This is a genomic window from Candidatus Binataceae bacterium (genome assembly GCA_035500095.1).
Lineage (GTDB): Bacteria > Desulfobacterota > Binatia > Binatales > Binataceae > JAKAVN01.
Genome location: DATJXN010000090.1, coordinates 25,605 through 46,216, shown reverse-complemented (window position 1 = coordinate 46,216; position 20,612 = coordinate 25,605). Strand labels below are relative to the sequence as shown.

At 66.8% G+C, this 20,612-nt stretch carries 18 protein-coding genes; 16 read left to right on the top strand and 2 right to left on the bottom strand.

The genetic code is table 11. The annotated features are described in order from the left end of the window. The first annotated feature begins 43 nt into the window (after window positions 1-43). The 11 genes from ftsH to epsC all read left to right on the top strand — a co-directional run bounded on the left by ftsH (window position 44) and on the right by epsC (window position 12,956). Window positions 44-1,978 (top strand): ATP-dependent zinc metalloprotease FtsH, encoded by a 1,935-nt coding sequence (gene ftsH / locus VMI09_09490; protein ID HTQ24918.1) that lies wholly within the window; start codon window positions 44-46, stop codon window positions 1,976-1,978. 180 nt (window positions 1,979-2,158) lie between these two features. Next, window positions 2,159-3,025, top strand: a complete 867-nt coding sequence (gene folP, locus VMI09_09485; GenBank protein HTQ24917.1) for a dihydropteroate synthase — start codon at window positions 2,159-2,161, stop codon at window positions 3,023-3,025. 12 nt (window positions 3,026-3,037) lie between these two features. Then, entirely contained in the window at window positions 3,038-3,784 is a 747-nt protein-coding gene (gene cdaA / locus VMI09_09480) for a diadenylate cyclase CdaA (GenBank protein ID HTQ24916.1), read from the top strand. 53 nt (window positions 3,785-3,837) lie between these two features. After that, window positions 3,838-4,827 carry a CdaR family protein gene (locus tag VMI09_09475; GenBank protein HTQ24915.1) on the top strand — a complete coding sequence of 330 codons (990 nt, stop codon included), beginning with the start codon at window positions 3,838-3,840 and terminating at the stop codon, window positions 4,825-4,827. A 9-nt stretch (window positions 4,828-4,836) separates the two neighbouring features. After that, window positions 4,837-6,204, top strand: a complete 1,368-nt coding sequence (gene glmM, locus VMI09_09470) for a phosphoglucosamine mutase (GenBank protein HTQ24914.1) — start codon at window positions 4,837-4,839, stop codon at window positions 6,202-6,204. Between the two features lie 2 nt (window positions 6,205-6,206). After that, window positions 6,207-7,049, top strand: a complete 843-nt coding sequence (locus VMI09_09465) for a pyridoxine 5'-phosphate synthase (protein HTQ24913.1) — start codon at window positions 6,207-6,209, stop codon at window positions 7,047-7,049. 14 nt (window positions 7,050-7,063) lie between these two features. Beyond that, complete coding sequence (locus VMI09_09460; protein ID HTQ24912.1) at window positions 7,064-8,629, top strand: NAD(P)H-hydrate dehydratase; 1,566 nt, start codon at window positions 7,064-7,066, stop codon at window positions 8,627-8,629. A gap of 31 nt (window positions 8,630-8,660) precedes the next feature. Then, entirely contained in the window at window positions 8,661-9,128 is a 468-nt protein-coding gene (gene tsaE, locus VMI09_09455) for a tRNA (adenosine(37)-N6)-threonylcarbamoyltransferase complex ATPase subunit type 1 TsaE (GenBank protein ID HTQ24911.1), read from the top strand. A gap of 102 nt (window positions 9,129-9,230) precedes the next feature. Further along, entirely contained in the window at window positions 9,231-10,472 is a 1,242-nt protein-coding gene (locus VMI09_09450; GenBank protein HTQ24910.1) for an aspartate kinase, read from the top strand. A 4-nt stretch (window positions 10,473-10,476) separates the two neighbouring features. Further along, window positions 10,477-12,144 (top strand): citramalate synthase, encoded by a 1,668-nt coding sequence (gene cimA, locus VMI09_09445; GenBank protein ID HTQ24909.1) that lies wholly within the window; start codon window positions 10,477-10,479, stop codon window positions 12,142-12,144. A 17-nt stretch (window positions 12,145-12,161) separates the two neighbouring features. Continuing rightward, window positions 12,162-12,956, top strand: a complete 795-nt coding sequence (epsC, locus tag VMI09_09440) for a serine O-acetyltransferase EpsC (GenBank protein HTQ24908.1) — start codon at window positions 12,162-12,164, stop codon at window positions 12,954-12,956. Between the two features lie 38 nt (window positions 12,957-12,994). Here the strand turns inward: epsC and VMI09_09435 are convergent, their stop codons facing one another. Then, entirely contained in the window at window positions 12,995-14,086 is a 1,092-nt protein-coding gene (locus VMI09_09435; protein ID HTQ24907.1) for a hypothetical protein, read from the bottom strand. Window positions 14,087-14,103: 17 nt separating this feature from the next. Beyond that, window positions 14,104-15,306 (bottom strand): FAD-binding oxidoreductase, encoded by a 1,203-nt coding sequence (locus VMI09_09430; protein ID HTQ24906.1) that lies wholly within the window; start codon window positions 15,304-15,306, stop codon window positions 14,104-14,106. A gap of 81 nt (window positions 15,307-15,387) precedes the next feature. On the opposite strand from VMI09_09430, the gene VMI09_09425 reads away from it, so the two are divergent. From VMI09_09425 to era, 5 genes are read left to right on the top strand one after another with little or no spacing between them, the layout of a single operon-like run. Further along, window positions 15,388-16,584, top strand: a complete 1,197-nt coding sequence (locus VMI09_09425) for a cysteine desulfurase family protein (protein HTQ24905.1) — start codon at window positions 15,388-15,390, stop codon at window positions 16,582-16,584. Next, entirely contained in the window at window positions 16,581-17,672 is a 1,092-nt protein-coding gene (mnmA, locus tag VMI09_09420; protein HTQ24904.1) for a tRNA 2-thiouridine(34) synthase MnmA, read from the top strand. The genes VMI09_09425 and mnmA overlap by 4 nt, the downstream gene beginning before the upstream one ends. After that, complete coding sequence (gene mtaB, locus VMI09_09415; protein ID HTQ24903.1) at window positions 17,669-19,036, top strand: tRNA (N(6)-L-threonylcarbamoyladenosine(37)-C(2))-methylthiotransferase MtaB; 1,368 nt, start codon at window positions 17,669-17,671, stop codon at window positions 19,034-19,036. The genes mnmA and mtaB overlap by 4 nt, the downstream gene beginning before the upstream one ends. Further along, entirely contained in the window at window positions 18,975-19,721 is a 747-nt protein-coding gene (gene rnc, locus VMI09_09410) for a ribonuclease III (GenBank protein ID HTQ24902.1), read from the top strand. The genes mtaB and rnc overlap by 62 nt, the downstream gene beginning before the upstream one ends. Beyond that, window positions 19,708-20,604 carry a GTPase Era gene (gene era / locus VMI09_09405; GenBank protein HTQ24901.1) on the top strand — a complete coding sequence of 299 codons (897 nt, stop codon included), beginning with the start codon at window positions 19,708-19,710 and terminating at the stop codon, window positions 20,602-20,604. The genes rnc and era overlap by 14 nt, the downstream gene beginning before the upstream one ends. The last annotated feature ends 8 nt before the right edge of the window (window positions 20,605-20,612 follow it).

Here is a 20,612-nt window from a genome sequence, read left to right as displayed (position 1 = left end):
CCGTTGCCTGCAAATGAAGCCGCGTGGTACCCTTTAAAAGAGAATGAACCAGTTTTCCCGCAGTATTGCGCTCTGGCTCGCCCTTGGACTGATGTTCCTGCTGCTGTTCAACATGTTCAGCCGCCAGCAGGTCAAAGAACCCGAGGAAATCTTCTCCAAGTTCCTCGACGACGTCCAGGACGGGAAGGTCTCCAAGGTAACGATCCAGGGCAGCACCATCCACTTCATCGTCGGCGGCGATCACTACAAAACCTACGCGCCCGCGGATCCTGACCTGGTCAAGACGCTGCGCGCCAAGAAGAATATCGACATCGAAGCAAAGCCCTCCGAGGGCGACCCTTGGTGGATGGTCTTGCTGGTGCAGTGGTTCCCGATGCTGCTGCTCGTCGGGGTGTGGATCTTTTTCATGCGCCAGATGCAGATCGGCGGCGGCAAGGCGATGTCCTTCGGGAAGAGCCGCGCCAAGCTACTGACCGAGAATACCCATAAGGTTACTTTCGCCGATGTCGCCGGTATCGATGAAGCCAAGGACGAGCTCGAGGAGATAATCCAGTTCCTCAAGGACCCCAAGCGCTTCACGCGGCTTGGCGGACGCATACCCAAGGGCGTGCTGCTGGTCGGTCCTCCGGGCACGGGCAAGACGCTGCTCGCGCGCGCGATCGCGGGCGAAGCGGGCGTGCCGTTCTTTTCCATCTCGGGATCCGACTTCGTCGAGATGTTCGTGGGCGTTGGCGCTTCGCGCGTGCGCGATCTCTTTGTCCAGGGCAAGAAACATGCGCCCTGTATCATCTTCATCGATGAAATCGATGCCGTCGGACGCCATCGCGGCGCGGGCCTGGGTGGCGGCCATGACGAGCGCGAGCAGACGCTCAACCAGTTGCTGGTCGAGATGGACGGCTTCGAGGCGAACGAGGGCGTAATCCTGGTCGCTGCGACCAACCGGCCCGACGTTCTCGACCCCGCGCTTTTGCGGCCGGGCCGCTTCGACCGCCGTGTCGTGGTGCCGCGCCCCGATTTCAGGGGCCGCGAGGGCATCCTCAAGGTCCACACGCGCAAGGTCCCGCTCTCCGACGACGTCGATATCACCAAGGTCGCGCGCTCCACTCCCGGCTTCGCCGGCGCCGATCTCGAGAACCTCGTCAACGAGGCGGCGCTGTTGGCGGCGCGGCGCAACAAGGAAAAGGTCGAGATGACCGATTTCGAGCTCGCCAAGGACAAGGTCCTGATGGGAGCCGAGCGGCGCTCGATGGTGATGTCGCTGCAGGAGCGGCGCAATACCGCCTACCATGAATCGGGCCATGCGCTGGTCGCAATGCTGCAGCCCGGCGCCGACCCGGTGCACAAGGTCACGATCATTCCGCGCGGAATGGCGCTCGGCGTGACGCAGCAGCTTCCGCTCGACGATCGCTACACCTATTCGCGCGACTACCTGATGACCCAGCTCGCGACGATGTTCGGGGGCAGGGTGGCCGAAGAGCTGGTGTTCAGCCAGACCACCACGGGCGCGGGCGACGATATCGAAAAGGCGACCGAGCTGGCGCGCAAGATGGTCTGTCAGTGGGGCATGAGCGAGGAGTTGGGGCCGATGACCTTCGGGCGGCGCGAGGAGCAGGTGTTTCTCGGCCGCGACATCGCGCATCATCGCGACTACTCCGAGCACACCGCGATCGAGATCGACCGCGAGGTGCGCCGCATGGTGGATGCGGCTTTCCAGCGGGCGCGCAAACTGCTGACCGAAAATCTGCCGCTGCTGCACGCGGTCTCCGAGCGGCTGCTCGAGAAAGAAGTGCTCGACGGCAGCGAGGTCGCCGAGATGGTGAAGGCCTACCAGGAAGGGCGCCCCTTCCCGGCTGACTCGCCGGCGCCCTCGGCCGGGCCTCCGAAATCGGGCCAGCCCGTTGTCGTGGAGAAGCCCAAGCCGGCCGGTGACGAAGCTCCGGCGATACCGGGCCTCCCGCCCAAACCGGTTCTCGCGTAAGGCGTTTCCGTTCCGCTCGAGGCGTTGGTTTCCGTGCGGCGCCCCCCTGTTTAAGGGCGTCGCGGATTGCCGTTCTGTGTAACCCCGTCCCGTCCGAGCCGCACCGGGTGTATCCTTATCGAAGATCCGTCGTCCAACTATAGGCGGGCTAATTCGATCGGGAATCCGGAGAATTCAGGCTTGGAAGTAAGAGCACATCGCCGCCGTCACTCGCTTCGCCTTCACGACGGCCGGATCGTCCGATTTCCAGCCGTGATGGGCGTGCTCAACGTCACGCCTGACTCGTTTTCCGACGGCGGCCGATACCTCGACCCGCGCCGCGCGGCCGAGCATGCGCTCGAAATGGAAGCGGCGGGCGCGGCGATTATCGATATCGGCGGCGAATCGACTCGCCCCGGCGGAGCGCGCGAGGTCCCGGCCGAAATCGAAATCGCCCGAATCGCGCCGGTGCTGAAGCGCCTTGGCGGACGGCTGCGCGTGCCGATTTCCGTCGACACGCGCAAGGCCGCGGTCGCGCGCGCGGCGCTGGATGCCGGCGCGGCGATCGTCAACGACGTGAGCGCGCTTGCGGGCGACCCGGCGATGGCGCCGCTGGTTGCGGCACGCAGATGCGCGGTCGTCCTGATGCATATGCGCGGTGGACCGCTGGATCACATCAGGTTCGCGCGCTATCGCGACGTGGTCGGAGAGGTCGAATCGGCTTTGGCGGCGCGCGCGCGCTTTGCAATCCGCGCCGGCGTTACGCCCTCGCGCATCGTGCTCGACCCCGGGCTTGGATTCGCCAAGCGGCCACGGCACAGTCTCGCCCTGCTCGGCGCCTTGCCGCGGCTCTGCGCGCTGGGCTATCCCATATTGGTAGGAGCGTCGCGCAAGGGCTTCGTGCGTGCGGCGGCCGGGGCCGATTCGGCCGCGCTTGAATCGGCGACGGCGGCGATTAGCGCGATCGCGATAGCCGGCGGCGTTGCGATCGTGCGCGTACACGACGTTGCCCGGACGGTGGCGGCGGTGAGGATGGCGGCGGCAATCAAATCCTCGGGCGGCAATTAGGCCAACCCGGCGATGGAACAATACCTGGGCCTGATCCCGCGGCTGCGATGGCAGGATGTGCTCGACATCCTGATCGTCGCCTATGTGATTTACCGCATCGCGTTGCTCATTCGCGGCACGCGCACGATGCAGATGGTGGTCGGACTGCTGATCGTGGCGGGCGCCTTCGTCGGCTCGCAGTTGCTCGGATTGTTCACGCTCAACTGGCTGCTGAACAACTTTCTCGGATCGTTGTTTCTGATCCTGGTGGTGATCTTTCAGTCGGATATTCGCCGCGCGCTGACCCGGGTCGGCACGCCGACTTTCCTCGGCCGCGCCACCGTGGCCAGCGTGGCGCAGGAACTGGTCAACGCGGCCGCGTGGCTCTCCGCCCGGCGGATCGGCGCGCTGATCGTGCTCGAGCAGGAAGTCGGACTGAGCGACTATGTCGAGACCGGGCGCATTCTGGACGCGCGGCTCTCGCCCGAGCTTTTGGAGACCATCTTCATGCGCGGATCGCCGCTGCACGACGGAGCGGTAATCGTCAAAGGCGAGAGCGTGCTGGCGGGCGCCTGCCTGCTGCCGCTCTCGACCAATCCCAACGTGAACCTAGCGCTCGGCACGCGCCATCGCGCCGCCATCGGCATGACCGAAGAAAGCGACGCCGCGGTGATCGTGGTTTCCGAACAGGACGGGACCATCTCGCTCGCACGTAACGGCAAACTCGAGCGCGGCCTCAGCCCCGAGGAGCTACTCGGCGTTCTGGTCACTATGGTCTAGGGCGGCGGACGATGGCGCGTACTGAGAAACCGAACCGCTTTCGGAGCCTGCTCATGAGGGTCGCGGTCGGCGCGGACGTGCCGCGCCAGGTCAGACCGCCGCTCAGGTTGCTGCTGCTGCAGCGCGCAAGGCGCAACCTGGGCCTGCGCGCGATCGCGCTCCTGCTCGCGGTCGGTCTGTGGTTCTTCGTCAACGCCGGGCAGCGCGGCGCGCTCGCCCCGATGCGCGTGCCGATAAGCTATCGCGCATTGCCGGCCGGGCTCGTGATCGTCAACCAGCGTCCCGACTTCGTGCAGATCGAAGTGCGCGGTCCGCGGACGCTGCTGTCGCTGCTCAATCCCGACCGGATGCTGTTACGTCTCGACTTGAGCGGCGTGACCGCCGGACAAGCCGTATTCAAGATTGGTCCCGAGATGTTCAACGTTCCGCGCCAGACCGACATCACGCGCATCTCGCCGAGCCAGATCGTGCTCGACATCGACCGCATAACCGATCGCCAGGTGCCGATCCACGTGAGAGTCGACGGCCAGCCGGCTGCCGGTTACCATGTCGTGTCGGCCAAGGCCAATCCGCTCGCAGCCACCGTGCGCGGCCCGAGCCGCTTCGTGTTTCACACCGACGTCGTCCAGACCTCGCCGGTCGAGGTCAACGGCGCCAAGGCTGACATCGATCGGCCCGTGAGCCTTCTGCCGCCCAGCGATCGGGTGGCGGTGGTGGGTCAGCAGGCGGTCGAAGCGCGGGTTGCGATAGGCGAGATCATCGCCGATCGCGAGTTCCGCGGTATCGAGGTCGAGGTGCGGGATACTCCATACCGGGTCAAGGTAGATCCGCGGCGGATCGCCATCACCGTGCGCGGGCCGATTAATCAGCTTTCCGGTCTCGACCTGCATGGCTCGGTTTACGTGACGGCGGAGGATGCGGAGCCGGGCGTGCGCGACCTAGCGGTACAGATAGAATTGCCGGACGGAATAGAACTGGTGCGCGTGAATCCGGACAACGTCAGGGTGCGATTCTACCGGCAGAAGCGCGCCGGGAGTGGATGAAACGTAGTCATGGCTAACAGGCTTTTCGGCACCGACGGCGTGCGCGGCGTCGCCAATGCCGAACCGATCACTTCCGAAACCGCGCTCAAGCTGGGACGGGCGCTGGCGCATGTGCTCAAGACTCAGCCGGCGCGCCATCATCGCGTCCTGATCGGCAAGGACACGCGCCTTTCGGGATACATGCTGGAGACCGCGATGGCCTCGGGAATTTGCTCGATGGGCGCCGACGTATGGCTGGTCGGGCCGCTCCCCACCCCGGGAATCGCGTTTCTCGCCCGCAGCATGCGCGCCGACGCCGGCGTGGTGATCTCGGCCTCGCACAATCCCTTCGAGGACAACGGCATCAAGTTCTTTTCGCGCGAGGGATTCAAGCTTGACGACGAAACCGAGCGGCGGATCGAGGAGCTGGTCTTCGACGACGGCGCGCTAGCCCATCTTCGCGCGCGCGCCGGCGACATCGGCAAGGCGGCCCGAATCGACGACGCGATCGGCCGCTACCTCGTCTTCCTGAAGGGTTGCGTGCCGCGCGCGATGACCTTCGACGGGCTCAAAGTGGTGGTCGATTGCGCCAACGGCGCGGCCTACAAGGTCGCGCCCGACGCGCTGACCGAGTTGGGCGCCGACGTCGTCGCCCTAGGCGTCGATCCCGACGGCAAGAACATCAATCTCGGCTGCGGCGCGCTCCATCCGGAGAAACTGCGCGAGGCGGTGCTGCGCGAGGGCGCCCATGCCGGTATCGCGTTCGACGGCGACGCCGACCGCGTGCTGCTCATCGACGAGCGCGGCGAGCCTTTCGACGGCGACGACGTGATGGCGACGATCGGGACCCGGATGGCCGGCGCGGGACGGCTCGCCGGAGGCGTGGTGGTCGCCACCGTGATGAGCAATCTCGGACTTGAGCTTGCGCTGCGCACCAAGGGGGCGCGGCTGGTGCGCACCGAGGTGGGCGATCCGGCCGTCGCGCGCGAGATGCGGCTGGGCGGCTACAACCTCGGCGGCGAGCAGTCCGGCCACGTCATCTTCATGGACCATTCGACCACCGGCGACGGGATCATAACCGCGCTGATGATATTGACCTTGATGGTCGAGACGGGGCGTCCGCTGAGCGAGCTGCGCGCGATGCGCCGCGTGCCGCAGGTGATGGAGAATATCGAGGTGGCGGCGCGCGTGCCGCTTGCCGAGATGCCCGACGTGCAGCGGCTGATCGCGGATGTCGAAAAGCGCCTCGGCGCCAATGGCCGCCTGCTGGTGCGCTACTCGGGCACCGAGATGCTCGCGCGCGTCATGATCGAAGGCGAGGACGACGCCGAGATCGGCGCGCTCGCGCGCGAAATCGGCGCGGCGATCGGCAAACACGCGCGCCGCGCGCGAGCCTGACGATGCCCCTGCTCGGCGTCAATATCGACCACGTCGCCACGCTGCGCCAGGCGCGGCGCGCGGATTATCCCGACCCGGTTGAAGCCGCACTCGCCGCTGAGCGGGCGGGAGCCGCCGCGATCACTTTCCATCTCCGCGAGGACCGCCGTCACATCCAGGATCACGACCTCCTGCGTTTGCGTCAGGAGGTTCACGTCCGCCTTAACCAGGAACTGGCGCCGGTGGACGAGATGGTCGAGCTCGCGCTGAAAATTCACCCGCACGAAGTTTGCCTCGTGCCCGAGCGGCGCGAGGAGATCACCACCGAGGGCGGCCTCGACGCCGCCGCCATGAGGGCGCGCCTTGCCCCGATCATCGAAAACTTCAAACAAGCGGGCATCGGCGTGTCGCTCTTTATCGATCCGGAGCCGCGTCAGATCGAGACGGCGGCCGCGCTGGGCGCGGACTTCGTCGAAATTCACACCGGTGCCTACGCCAACCTCGCCGATAAGGATCTCGCCGAGCGCTACCTGAGCGGCGTAGCCCCTCCGCGCGCGCTCAAGGCGGCCAGGGTAAAACCCAGCGAGGCGACGGCGGCGGAGTTGCACAAGATTCGTGCGGCGGTGAAGGCCGCGCGCGTCGCCGGACTCAAAGCGAATGCCGGCCACGGGCTCAACTACGGCAATGTCGCCCCGATCGCCGCCATCGCGGGAATCCAGTGGCTCCATATCGGTCACGCGATCGTCGCGCGCGCGATTGCGGCCGGGATGAGCCGTGCGGTGAGCGAGATGCTGGCGCTGGTCGATACGGAACGCGCCGCGGCGCCGCAGGCTCGCGCGCGAGGCGTCAGCGCTCCGCGGCGCTGAAGGAAGGCTCGCGCGTGAAGCTGCTCAACGCTGCCGAGAGCCGCGAACTCGACCGTCTTAGCCAGGAAAAATATGGCGTCGCGCCGTACTCGCTGATGACGCGTGCGGGTGAGGCGGTCGCCGCTGCGGCAATACGCCGATGGCGACACGCGGTGCATCAGGGCGTGCTGGTGGTCGCGGGCAGGGGCAACAACGGCGGCGACGGGATGGTCGCGGCGCGTGCGCTGATGGGCGAGCAGGTGCCGGTGCGCGCGATCCTGCTCGCGAGCGCGTCGGCGCTCAAAGGCGACGCGGCCCGCGCGCATGCGGAGTTCGTCAGCCACGGCGGGCGGGTTGTCGAAATTGGCGACGAGGGCGAACTCGATGCGGCGATGGATGCGCGGCCGGGCGTGATCATCGATGCGATCTTCGGCACCGGGCTTAACGCCGAGGTGCGCGGATTGCCGCGCCGCGCGATCGAAGCGCTGAATCATGCAGGCGCTCCGGTGCTCGCGGTCGATATCGCTTCGGGCGTCGACTCGGATAGCGGCGCGGTGATGGGCGCGGCCGTGCGCGCGGCGCTGACGGTCACTTTCGGTTTTGCGAAATTCGGCCACGTTTCGTACCCGGGCGCGGAGTTGTGCGGCGACTTGGAGATCGCGGAGGTCGGATTCGCGCCCGCCGCGATCGCCGAGATCGCGCCGCACGGCAGGTTTTTCGACGCGGCCGAGGCGCGCCCTTATCTGCGGCGGCGTCCGCAAAATTCGCACAAGGGCAACTTCGGCCACGTGATGGTGGTCGCGGGCGGCCGCGGCAAGTCGGGCGCTGCGATCCTGGCCGGTCGCGGCGCGCTCCGGCTGGGCGCGGGGCTGGTGACTGCCGCGATTCCGGAAACCGTCGGAGCGATCGTAGCGGCGGGGCAGGCGGAGCTGATGACCGAACCGGTCGCCGACCGCGATGGACATTTCGACGGACGGGAAGCGCCGCGCGTTCTCGCGAAGCTTATCGAAGGCAAGGATGCGCTCGCAGTCGGGCCGGGAATCGGCCAGAGCGACGATACGCGCGCGCTGATGGAGTGGCTTATTGCAGAGGGCGCGGCGCCGCGCCGGCCGATGCTGATCGATGCCGACGGCCTAAACGCGGTCGCGCTGATTGGTGCGGGTGCGCTCAGGCGCGCAGCCGGTCCAGTCGTCCTGACGCCTCATCCGGGCGAGGCCGCGCGTCTCCTAGGGATGACCACGGGGGAGGTCAACGCCAACCGTATCGGCGCGGCGCGGCGCCTTAGCGATCTAAGCGGTGCGGCAGTCCTGCTTAAGGGGGCGCGCACCGTTATCGCGGGCTCGGGCGGCGAGGTCTATGTCAACGCGAGCGGCAATCCCGGGATGGCGACCGCGGGGATGGGCGACGTGCTCTCCGGGATGATCGGTGCGCTCCTGGCGCAGCGGCTGGCGCCGCTCGACGCGCTCGCCCTGGGCGCCTTCCTTCACGGCTATGCCGCCGATCGGCTGGCCGCAAGGATTGGCCCGGTCGGCTATCTGGCCGGCGACCTTGCCGACGAACTGCCGTCGGCGCTGGCTTCGCTTGCGGCGTCCGGCGCTTGAACGACATCGCCCATTGGCGCACGCTTGAAGCGTGACGTTCGTCATCGAAACCCGCTCCGCACATGAGACTAAAAGCTGGGGCCGGCGGCTCGCGTCGGTGCTCGAGGGCGGAGAGCTGCTCGGACTGATGGGCGATCTCGGCGCGGGCAAGACCTGCTTCGTCAAGGGGCTTGCAACGGGGCTCAATCTCCGCGAAGGAGACATCCTGAGTCCCACCTTCACGATGATCCAGGAGCATCGCGGCCGCGTCCCCCTCTATCATATCGACCTCTATCGCCTCGAGGAGGCCGGCCTCGACGACCTCGGGTTGCGTGAATACCTGTTCACGCCGGGTGTGGCCGCGGTCGAGTGGTTCGAGCGGTTGCGCGAGGCCGATGAGCTGGAAGTTCTCTCGGTACGGATAAGCTACGTGGGCCCGAGCGCGCGCCGGATCGAGTTCGTCGCAGGCTCCGACCGCTACGCGCAGTTGTTGGAACGCCTGCGCTCGCGGTTTGCCTGAACCCCATCCGTAAAAAGTATCGAACGGGGGGCTCTGGTTCGAACCGCCCGATGCCGCCATAATGATCGGTCACGCCGCGAACTACCCCGCGGCGGCAAAGACGTGGCCCTGATTGTACAGAAATACGGTGGGACTTCGGTCGGCTCGATCGAGCGGATCAGAGCGGTCGCGGACCGCGTCGCGCGCACGCGTGCGGACGGCGACCAGGTGGTGGTCGTGGTCTCGGCGATGGCCGGCGAGACGAACCGGCTGTTCAAGCTTGCTTCTCAGCTGAGCGATTCGCCCAATGCGCGCGAGACCGACGTGCTGGTGGCGACCGGCGAGCAGGTCTCGGCGGCGCTGCTTGCGATTCGGCTTCAGGCGCTCGGCCATCCGACGGTGTCGTTCCTCGCCCATCAACTCAAACTCGCGACCGACTCCCGCCACGGCAACGCCAGGATTCGCTCGGTCGAGGCGGACCGCCTGACCGCGGCTCTCGCCGACGGCAATATCGCCGTCGTCGCGGGCTACCAGGGTGTCGACGCCAAGGGCGACATCACCACGCTCGGGCGTGGTGCGTCGGACCTGACGGCGGTGGCGCTTGCGGCGGCGCTCAAGGCGGACGCGTGCGAGATCTACACCGACGTCGAGGGCGTTTTCACCGCCGACCCCAACATCTGCCCGCACGCCCGCAAGCTCGGGCGCGTGTCTTATGATGAAATGATGGAGATGGCCGGGCTGGGGGCGAAGGTGCTGCAGTTGCGCTCGGTCGAACTGGCGCGGCGCTACAACGTGCCGCTGGTGGTGCGCTCCAGTTTCAGCGAAGCCGAGGGCACCTGGGTTGGCCAGGAGGACAAATCGATGGAAGAAGTGATGGTCTCGGGCGTGACGCTCGACCAGAACCAGAGCAAGATAACGATCTCGGGCGTGGCTGACCGCCCGGGACTCGCGGCGCGAATTTTCGGCCCCATCGCCGAAACCGGAATCGTGGTGGATATGATTATCCAGAACGCCAGCGCCGACGGCCGCACCGACGTCACCTTCACCGTGGGGCGCGACGACCTGCGCGGCGCGCTGGAGTTGTGCCGCATGATGGCCGCCGAAATCGGCGCCGCCGGCGTGCGTCATGAAGACCAGGTGGCCAAGGTTTCGATCGTCGGGCTCGGGATGCGCACGCACGCCGGAGTCGCGGCGCGGATGTTCAGGGTGCTCGCCGACGAGCGGGTCAACATTGAGATGATCGCGACCTCCGAGATCAAGATTTCGGTCGTGGTCAACGCGAAATACGGAGAGCTTGCGATGCGGGCGCTGCACGACGCATTCTTGGGCGAAGGCGGCAACGCGACGCCGGCGGAGTCGGTCTAGGCAGATGGCGGTAGCGAAGAAAATACAGGTGTACGACACCACGTTGCGTGACGGGTGCCAGTCGGAGGACGTTTCGCTCACGGTCGAAGACAAGCTCGAGATTGCCGAGCGCCTCGACGACCTCGGCATCGACTACATCGAGGGCGGATGGCCCGGCTCCAACGATCGCGACGCGGCGTTCTTCCGCGAAGTGAAGAAACTCCATCTGCGCCACGCCAAAATCGCGGCCTTCGGCTCGACCCGGCGCGCCAACATCCGCGCCTCGGCCGACCGCAACCTGGCGCTGCTGCTGCGCGCCGAGACTCCGGTCGCGACCGTGGTCGGCAAGACCTGGGACCTGCACGTCAAAGAGGCGCTTCGGATTTCCAACCAGGCCAACCTCGACATTCTGCACGACACGATCGCGTACCTGAAGCGGCACGTTGACCAGGTCATCTTCGATGCCGAGCATTTCTTCGACGGTATCGCGGCCAACCCGGTGTTCGCGCTGGATTGTCTGCGCGCGGCCGATTCGGCGGGCGCCGACCTGATTGCGCTCTGCGACACCAACGGCGGCCGTCTGCCGCACGAGATCGAGGCTGGAGTGGAGGCGGCGAGCGAGGCGGTGCGATGCCCGCTCGGAATCCATCCGCACAACGATTGCGAGGTCGCGGTAGCCAATGCTGTCGCCGGCGTGCGCGCCGGCGCCGTGCAGGTCCAGGGCACGATCAACGGCATCGGCGAGCGCTGCGGCAACGCGAACCTGGTCTCGATCATTCCTGACCTGCAGCTCAAGCTCGGCTACCAGTGCGTGCCGCCGGCCAAGCTCAAAATGCTGCGCGAGGTCTCGATGCTGGTCTACGAACTGGCCAACATCACGCCGCATACGCGCCAGCCCTACGTCGGCCACAGTGCGTTTACGCACAAGGCGGGACTGCACGTCTCTGGCATCCAGCGCAGCGTTCACACTTACGAACACATCGATCCGGCGACGGTCGGCAACGATCGTCACGTGGTGCTGTCGGAGCTGTCCGGCCGCGCCAACATCCTCTACAAGAGCAAGGAATTCGGTCTCGACATCGAGCCGAGCAACGAAAAGATCGGCGTACTGCTCGACGAGCTCAAGCGGCTCGAGGCGCTGGGCTACACTTTCGACGGCGCAGACGCCTCGTTCGAGCTGCTGATGCTGCGGACGCTTGGCTTCGCGCGCGAGCATTTCCGCTTCGTCAGCTTCCGCGTGTTCGACGACAAGTGGCACGAGGATCATACGCCGTTCAGCGAAGCCGTGGTGGTGATCGACGGGCCCGACGGCGTGCGCTCGCGCAATTCGGCGACCGGCAACGGACCGGTCAACGCGCTCGATTCGGCGCTGCGCGGCGCGCTGATGCCGTATTTCCCGGCGCTCGAAGCGATGCAGCTTGCGGACTACAAAGTACGCGTGCTCGACAACGGCGCGGGCACTGCCGCGCGCGTGCGCGTGCTTATCGAATCGACCGACGGCCGCCGGCGCTGGGGCACGGTTGGCCTTTCCAGCAACGTGGTCGAGGCGAGCTGGCAGGCGCTGGTCGATTCGGTCGAATACAAGCTGCACAAGGGTGCGGCCAAGCCGCGCATCGTCAAGCATCCGCCGGCCAATGGGACGCGCCCGCGCGAGCGCGCCTTGCCGCGCAATGGCGCGGCGGCGAGGGCATAGCCGGAGGGCATAATCATATGGCGCTCCCGACCACCAATGGCCTCGGCGCCGAGACCCACGCGCCCATTGGCGTCGTCAATCGCCTGCGCGAGGACATACAAGCGGTCTTCGATCGCGACCCGGCCGCGCGCAGCACGCTCGAGGTGGTGCTGGCTTATCCGGGGCTGCACGCGATCTGGATGTATCGCGCGGCGCACTGGCTGTGGGAGCATGACCTCTGCCTGCTCGGCCGGCTGCTGAGCGAGTTTGCGCGATGGATTACCGGGATCGAAATCCATCCCGGCGCAACTATTGGACGGCGGCTTTTTATCGATCACGGGATGGGCGTGGTCGTCGGCGAGACCGCGGAAATCGGCGACGACGTCCTGATTTACCAGGGCGTTACGCTCGGCGGCACGAGCCTCAAGAAAGAGAAGCGTCATCCGACGATCGAGGACCAGGTGATGATCAGCGCCGGCGCCGCGGTGATCGGCCCGGTGCGCATAGGACGCGGCAGCCGTATCGGCGCGGGCGCGGTGGTGGTTTCCTCGGCGCCGCCGTACTCGACCATCGTCGGCATCCCCGGTAAGGTTATCGAAGGCGAGAGCACGCGCCAGGATGTCGCGGGCCTCGACCATGTGCATCTGCCCGACCCGGTGGCGCGCGCGATGCAAGGTCTGGTGGACAAGCTCAACCGGATCGGCGTGCGTATCGAGGAACTCGAAGAGCGCCAGGACTGCCTCGAAGACAAGCTCAATCCTAAAATTTCGCGCAGCGCGCCGGACGCGGAAACGGCTGCGACGGACGAGCCCGATCTCTTCAAGAATCGCTGAGCCGCAAGCGCGAAGCCCGATGCGCGCGCCGCCGCGTGCTAGCGCTTGAGGCGGAGCGAAGTCTCCGTGATCTGGCCGCCCGCGGTAATCTGTCCGATTCGGGTCGGTCCGCCGGTTACCCATCGTTCGCTGAACACCAGCGTGCCGTCGCGCCGGGCGATAAGGCCGGAGACGCTCGCGCCGCTCGGGAGCGGAAAGACCGTGCACGCGCCGCTCGGCGTGACCCGCAGGATAGCGCCGCTGACCGAGTCGGCCGTTGCGCCCGCACGATTGACCGCGATCCACAGGTTGCGGTCGGGCCCCGAGACGATCGCTTCGTATTTTCCGCTGACCGGCAGGGTGAATTCAGTCACCTGGCCCGCGGGCGTCATGCGCGCGACGCGGTTGCTGAAGTTTTCCGTGAACCAGATGTTACCGTCGGGGCCGGCCGTGATTTGCGCCGGCACCGTGCCCTTGGGCAAGTGGTATTCGACAGCTTTACCGTCGAGCGCGATCCTGGCGATCCGAGCGACCGGCGCTTCGGTGAACCAGAGGCTATGTTGCGGGCCGCCGGCGATGGTCGTGGGGCCGGTCCCCGGTTCGGGCATCGGAAACATCGTGACGGCGCCCGCAGTGGTGATCTGTCCGATCGCCACATTGCCGTCGGGGTTGGCGCCCACCCATGCGGTGAACCAGAGATTGCCGTCAGGCCCGGCGGCGAGTCCTTCGGGCACCCAGTTCCCGGGCAATTCATAGACGGTCGAGTGCCCGTCGGGCGTCATCCTGATGATGTTGCCGGAGATCGAGGTACCGAACGTCGTGATCCCGACCATCCAGAGATTGCCGTCCGCGCCGGTGACGATATTTGCCGCGAAGCTCACGGGCGGCAGCTTGAATTCGCTTACCGAACCACTGTGACCGAGCCTCCCTGTCTTGGGAATCCCAAGGATCGTGAACCAAAGGTTTCCCTGCGCGTCTTCGGCCAGCGACGAGGGCTGTATCACCAGTCCCTGCGGCAGCGCCGGCGGCGGAGGTGGAGGCGGCGGAGGGGGCGGATTCTCGACCACGCATCCGTTCGCCAGCAGGGCCGCAAGGAAGGCTGCGATAGCTATCGCGGCGCGCAGCGGCCAATTCCTGGGAGCGCGGGTCATCCGACGGTCGTCGCGCCTCAGAGCTTGTGACCGAAGTTGGCGCCCATCAGATACTCGTGTTCGCCGCGGATCGGACGTCCCTCGCGCAGGCGCGCGAACCCGAACGGACGCAGGTCAACGGTTGTGGAGCGCCCGTCAATGATCAATTCCGCCATCGCGGCGCCGACCGCCGGCGCGGTCTTGAAGCCGGTGCCGCTGAAACCCGCGGCAACATAGAGGCTGCCGGTTCCGGGAACGGGGCCTATCACCGCGCGCGAGTCGGGGCTTACGTCGTAGATTCCGGCGTGGCCGCGCGAATATCCCGCACCTGCCATCGCCGGCACGCGATGGGTGAGGCGCTCGGCGACCTCGGTGACGAAGTCGGCGTCGTTGTCTTCGCGGAAGCTGTCCGGATCGGGTTCATATTCCGCCTTGACGTCGCCGAGCCCGATCAACGTCTCGGCGTCACCCTGCGGACGAAAGTAGCTGCCCGAGATCGTGTCGATACATCCGCAATGGCTGAGCGATGCCGGGCGTTTGAAAAAAGCTATCTGCGCGCGCTCGGCGCGAATTCCAATCGCGGCGCCGAGCGGCTTCAGCAGCCGGTCTGTCCACGGACCGGCCATCACGCATACCGCGTCGGCCCCGTGACGCGCGCCGGAGGCGTCCACGACGCCGCGTGCACGGCCGCCGGCCGCGTCGATAGCGCTGATCATCGCCCCCGTCCTGAACACCGCGCCGTGCCGCGCGGCCGCCTCAGCCATCGAGCGCGTCGCCGCCACCGGGTCGGCATAGCCGCTTTGCGGCTCGTAAGCCGCGAGCGCCACGTCGTCAACGTTGATCGCCGGTTCGATGCTGCGCAATTCGGCTGGCTCGATCGCGGCCGTATCGACGCCGACCGCGCGGAGCATCGCGACATTGGCGCGCAACCTCTCGACGTTAGGCGGCCCGACCACGATCGCGAAACCGGTTCTCACGAAGCCGCATCCGCGCCGCTCCGCGTCGCCCCCTACTATGTCTTCCCAATTGGCGAAGTACCTGAGGCTCTTCCATGCGAGTTCGGCCTCGGGCGCGAAAGTGTAGTGCATTCGCAGCAGGGCGCCCGAACGCGCCGACATCCCGGAGCATACCTCGCGCCCTTTCTCGAAAACCGTGACGCGCGCTCCGCTGCGGGCAAGATGGAACGCGAGGCTGCATCCCACCACCCCGGCGCCCACCACGATTACATCAGGCCTGGCCATAGATAGTCCGCGTTGCGACGACTTTTGTCGGCCGATCCGCTAGGCTAAGTTATTCGTTCGCCTTGGGCCTATCAAACCCGTATGCGTATTTATCTCGACTACAATGCCGGCGCGCCGCTGCGGCCTGAGGTGCGCTCCGCGATCGCTCGCTTTGCCGAGGCGGACGAGGCGGGTAATCCGGCCGCGGTCCATCGAAGCGGCCAGCACGCCCGGCGCGCGCTCGAGCAGGCCCGCGAGCGGGTTGCACGGCTTATCGGGGCCGCGGCGCACGAGATAGTCTTTACCGGCGGCGGGACCGAGTCGAACAACCTTGCGATTCGCGGCGCGGCCGAAGCGTCGGCGGCGCGGCGCAGGATCGTGACCTCGGTGATCGAACATTCATCCGTCCTGGCGCCGCTCGAATATCTCGCCGCCAGGGGCTTCGAGGTAATCCGCCTCGCGCCGGATCGCGGCGGGCGAATCGCGCCGGCGGCCGTGGAGGCGGCGCTCGATTCCGATACGGCGCTGGTCTCCTTGGGGCTCGCCAACGCGGAAGTGGGTACGATCCAGGACGTGGCCGCGATGGGCCCGCCCATCGCACGCGCGGGAGCGATTTTTCACCTCGACGCCGCGCAGGCCGCGGGGCGCATCCCGATTCGCGTCGGCGATTTGCGCTGCGACCTTCTGACGATTAGCGGCCACAAGATTGGGGCGCCGGCGGGAATCGGTGCGCTCTACGTCCGCTCTGGATTGGCGCTCGCGCCTTTGATGATGGGCGGACCGCAGGAAGCCGGGATGCGCGCGGGGACGCCGAACCTGCTCGGCGCGATCGCTTTCGGTATCGCTGCCGAGGCGGCCGGAGCACATCGGGACGAAGAATCCGCGCGGGTTGCGAGGCTGGCGGAACTGATGCTCGCGCGCCTCGACGCGTCGATTCCCGGCCTGCGTCTTAATGGCGCTTCCGATCACAAGCTCGGCAACACGCTCAACCTGACTTTTCCCGAGGTACTCGGCGAAAGCATGCTGATCGCGCTCGACCTCGAAGGCGTGGAGGTCTCGATGGGCTCGGCGTGCGCGGCGGGTGCGGTCGAGCCTTCGCACGTCCTGCTCGCGATGGGGCTCGGACGCGACGAAGCGCGCAGTTCGCTAAGGCTAAGCATTGGATGGAGCACGACCGCGGACGAGATCGATCGCGCGGCGGAGATAATCGCCCGCGTATGGCGGCGGGTTCGCGCCGCCGAGCCGCTGGCCAGCGCGGTCTCGACGCGGCCGAATGCCGCTACCGAGGCGATGCGATGAGCGCGCGAGTGCTGGTCGCGATGTCGGGCGGCGTGGATAGCTCGGTTGCCGCAGCGATCCTGCGTGAGCGCGGCTACGACGTGGTCGGGGTGGCGATGCGTCTTGCTGCGGAAGCTCCGGCTCCGGCCGCGCGGCGGCGCGGGACGTGTTGTTCGCACGAGGATTTCGAGGATGCGCGCCGCGTCGCCGAGCGGATGGACTTTCCGTTTTACGTGGTAGATCTGCGTGCAGAGTTCGGCGCCCGCGTGATCGACAATTTCGTGTCCGAGTACCTCGACGGGCGAACGCCAAATCCGTGCGTGATGTGCAATCGCGAGATCAAGTTCGCGCGCCTGAGCGAGCGCGCCGCGGCGCTCGGCGCGGACTACGTCGCGACCGGCCATTATGCCCGTATCGAGCGCAACCCGCGCGGCCGCTTCCGCCTGCTGCGCGCTGCCGATGCGACCAAGGACCAGTCGTACTTCTTGTTTACGCTCGGCCAGACCGAGCTGAGCCGCACGCTCTTTCCGCTCGGCGCGATGACCAAGGCCGAGGTGCGCGCGCGGGCGCGCGAGCTTGGCCTCGCCAATGCTGACAAGCCCGAGAGCCAGGAGATCTGCTTCGTGCCCGACGGCGACTATGCGCGCTTCGTCGAGCGAGCGGCGCCCCGCCAGCGTCTTCGTCCCGGCAACATCGTCGACGCAAAGGGGTGCACGCTGGCGGCACATGGCGGAGTTCATCGCTTCACCGTCGGACAGCGCCGCGGACTCGGCCTTAGCTCGCCCGAGCCGCTGTACGTGCGCGAGATTCGCGCCGAGAGCGGCGACGTCGTGGTCGGCCCGCGCGACGGTCTCACGGCGGCGGGCCTGGTCGCGCGGGATGTCAGCCTTGTCGATCCCGAAAGCGTCGTTGAGGGCGCGATTGCGGTCGAGGCGCGCATCCGCTACCGCCATCCGGCGCTGCCCGCGACGCTCGCGATCGAGGCGGGCGATCGCGCGCGCGTGACCTTCGAGAGCGGCGGCGGCCCGGCGGTGACGCCCGGACAGGCGTGCGTGTTCTATCGCGGCGACGAAGTTTTGGGCGGCGGCTTTATCGAGCGCGCATTGTGAAGACGACGGCGAGCACTCCCGCAACAACGCGCGTGGCGCGCTTCGCGATCGCAACGCTTGGATGCAAGGTCAACCAGTACGACTCGGCGATAATCGAGTCGCGCCTCGGCGCGCGCGGGATGGAGCGATGCGAGTTCGACGAGGTCGCCGACATCTATATCGTGAACACCTGCACGGTGACCGATCGCGCCGATACCGAGAGCTTAAAGCTCGCGCGGCGCGCGCGCCGGCTCAATCCTGATGCGCGCGTGGTGATGACCGGATGCCTTGCGCAGGCAAACCCCGCGGTGCTGGCAGGCTCGCCCGCGATCGACGCGGTGGTCGGACTCGGCCGTCCCGAAGACCTGGAACGCGCGGTGCTCGGCGAAGCCGCGGACCGCGTGATGGTTGCGAACCTGCGCAAGGAGCGCGCGCCGATCGAGCTTGGAGCGGTTGCGCTGGAGGGCCGCACGCGCGCGTTCCTCAAGCTGCAGGAGGGATGCGACCAGTTCTGCAGCTTCTGTATCGTGCCGACCTCGCGCGGAACTTCGCGCAGCGTGGAGCCGCGGCGCATCTTCGACGCGATCGATCGGCTCGCAGCCTCGGGCTTTCGCGAAGTGATCCTGACCGGAGTTCACCTCGGCGGCTATGGCCGCGACCTCGATCCGCCGGTCAGCCTGGAGGCGCTGCTCGAGATGGTCGCCGAGCGCTCGCCGATAGGCCGGGTGCGGATAAGCTCGCTCGACCCCGAAGAACTGAGCGACCGAATCCTGGAAATCATGGCCGCCAGCGACAAGTTCTGCCCGCATCTGCACCTGCCGCTCCAGGCCGGCACCGATGCGACGCTGGTCCGGATGCGCCGACGCTACGACGTCGCGCACTTCAGGAACCGGATCGAACGCGTGCTCGAGCTGATGCCATCTGCTGCGGTCGGCACAGACCTTATCGCGGGCTTTCCCGGCGAGACCGCCGCAGATTTCGACAATTACTTCAAATTTATCGAAGCGCTTCCGCTTGCCTACTTCCACGTCTTCCCGTACTCCGTGAGGGCGGGGACCACGGCCGCCAAGCTGCAGGGCAGGGTCGCGCCAGGCGACATAAAGCGCCGCGCGGAAATCCTGCGCGCGCTCGGCGAGGACAAGCGGCGGCGCTTCATCGAACGGTTTGATGGATCGAAACTTAAAGTGCTGCTTGAAGAACGGGGCGCGGACGGTAGGCTGAGAGGCTACAGCCGCAATTATATCCGCGTGCTGGTGGAGGGTCGCGAAGCTCTTGGGAACGACGAAGTTGAGGTGGTGGCATCGCATATTGAAGGCGTTGCCCTTGTCGGGCAGGTGGCTCGGCCCCAAACCGGGCCCGGAGCCTGCGCCGCCACCGCGCGCTGAGGAAGACCGCGCAGACCTGGAACGGCGGTTCAACTACACTTTCGTGCGTCCCGAGCTGCTGCGGACCGCACTCACCCATCCGAGCGCCGCGGTCGGTCCCGAGCCACACTATGAGCGGCTGGAGTTTCTGGGCGACGCGGTGCTCGACCTCGCGATCGCGGACCTGCTGATGCGCCGGTTGCCCGAGGCCAAGGAAGGCGTGCTCTCCAAGGAGCGCGCCTCGATCGTCAACGGCCGCACCCTTGCGGCCAAAGCGCAGGAAATCGGTATCGGCCGGGCGCTAAGGCTGGGCAAGGGCGAGGAGAAAAGCGGCGGACGCGAAAAGATCTCGATACTCGCGGCGTCGTTCGAGGCGGTGATCGGCGCGATCTACACCGACAGCGGGCTTGGGCCGGCGCGGACGGTGATCGAGGGGCTCTTCGCGGGCGACATCGGCGGTCCTTCAACCGAACGCGACTACAAGACCGAATTGCAGGAAATCGCCTACCGCCGCTTTCGCAGCCAGCCGGTTTACGAACTGGTGTCGTCGCGCGGCCCCGATCACGCCAAGATGTTCACCACGCGAATCCGAATCGCCGGCCGCGATCTTGGCGTGGGCGAGGGCGGCAGCAAAAAGCAGAGCGAGCAAGCCGCGGCGCGCGCCGCGCTCGACCGCATCGAGAGCGAAAAACGTGAGCGTCGCTGAACCACATCGCGCAGGCTTCGTCACGCTCGGCGGGCGCACCAACGTCGGCAAATCGACGCTGCTCAACCGGATGGTCGGGCACAAGGTCGCGATCGTCACGCCGCGCCCGCAGACCACGCGCCGCCGCATCCTCGGTATCCGCTCCGACCCCGACGCGCAGTTAATCTTCGTAGATACCCCGGGATTGCATCGTCCGCGAAGCGCGCTCGACCAGCACATGATCGAAATCGCGCGCCGATGCCTCGGCGAGGGCGAGGTCGTTCTCGGCGTGGTCGAGGCGGCCGCTCCGCTTGGCGAGGGCGACCGCGCCTTTCTCGCCGAATTGCGCGAGATAAAGGCGCCGCGGGTTGTCGCGGTCAACAAGATCGATCGCGTGAGCCGCGCCGGCTTGTTCGCCGCGCTCGAGCAATGCGGGCGCGAGGCGCCCGAGGCCGAGATCGTTCCCGTGAGCGCTCTTAAGGGCGGCAACGTCGAAGAACTGGTCGCGGTCGTCAAGCGGATGCTGCCCGAGGGTCCGGCGCTGATGCCCGAAGACGAATACACCGACCAGACCGAGCGGACGATCGCCGCCGAGGTCGTGCGCGAGAAAGTGTTCCTCGCGATGCGCGAGGAGGTGCCGTTTTCGACCGCCGTGGTGGTGGAGAATTTCGTCGAGGAAAGCGATCGCCGGCTGCTCAGGATCGACGCGGTAATCGTCGTCGCGCGCGAGGCGCATAAGGGGATGCTGATTGGGGCAGGCGGGCGGCAGCTCAAGCAAATCGGCACCGCGGCGCGCCTGGAACTGGAAAAGATGCTGGGCGCGCGCGTCTTCCTGCAGCTCCTGGTCAAGGTCGAAAAGGATTGGACGCGCAGCCCGCGCAAGATCGCGGAGCTGGGGCTCTAGGCGGAGCC

Bases quoted from the DNA above. Each gene is read 5' to 3' on its own strand.
- VMI09_09425 (HTQ24905.1), top strand. From the start codon at position 15,388: ATGCGTATTTATCTCGACTACAATGCCGGCGCGCCGCTGCGGCCTGAG.
- ftsH (HTQ24918.1), top strand. From the start codon at position 44: ATGAACCAGTTTTCCCGCAGTATTGCGCTCTGGCTCGCCCTTGGACTG.
- VMI09_09435 (HTQ24907.1), bottom strand. From the start codon at position 14,086: ATGACCCGCGCTCCCAGGAATTGGCCGCTGCGCGCCGCGATAGCTATC.
- epsC (HTQ24908.1), top strand. From the start codon at position 12,162: ATGGCGCTCCCGACCACCAATGGCCTCGGCGCCGAGACCCACGCGCCC.
- VMI09_09430 (HTQ24906.1), bottom strand. From the start codon at position 15,306: ATGGCCAGGCCTGATGTAATCGTGGTGGGCGCCGGGGTGGTGGGATGC.
- VMI09_09475 (HTQ24915.1), top strand. From the start codon at position 3,838: ATGAGGGTCGCGGTCGGCGCGGACGTGCCGCGCCAGGTCAGACCGCCG.
- VMI09_09465 (HTQ24913.1), top strand. From the start codon at position 6,207: ATGCCCCTGCTCGGCGTCAATATCGACCACGTCGCCACGCTGCGCCAG.
- mnmA (HTQ24904.1), top strand. From the start codon at position 16,581: ATGAGCGCGCGAGTGCTGGTCGCGATGTCGGGCGGCGTGGATAGCTCG.
- glmM (HTQ24914.1), top strand. From the start codon at position 4,837: ATGGCTAACAGGCTTTTCGGCACCGACGGCGTGCGCGGCGTCGCCAAT.
- cdaA (HTQ24916.1), top strand. From the start codon at position 3,038: ATGGAACAATACCTGGGCCTGATCCCGCGGCTGCGATGGCAGGATGTG.
- cimA (HTQ24909.1), top strand. From the start codon at position 10,477: ATGGCGGTAGCGAAGAAAATACAGGTGTACGACACCACGTTGCGTGAC.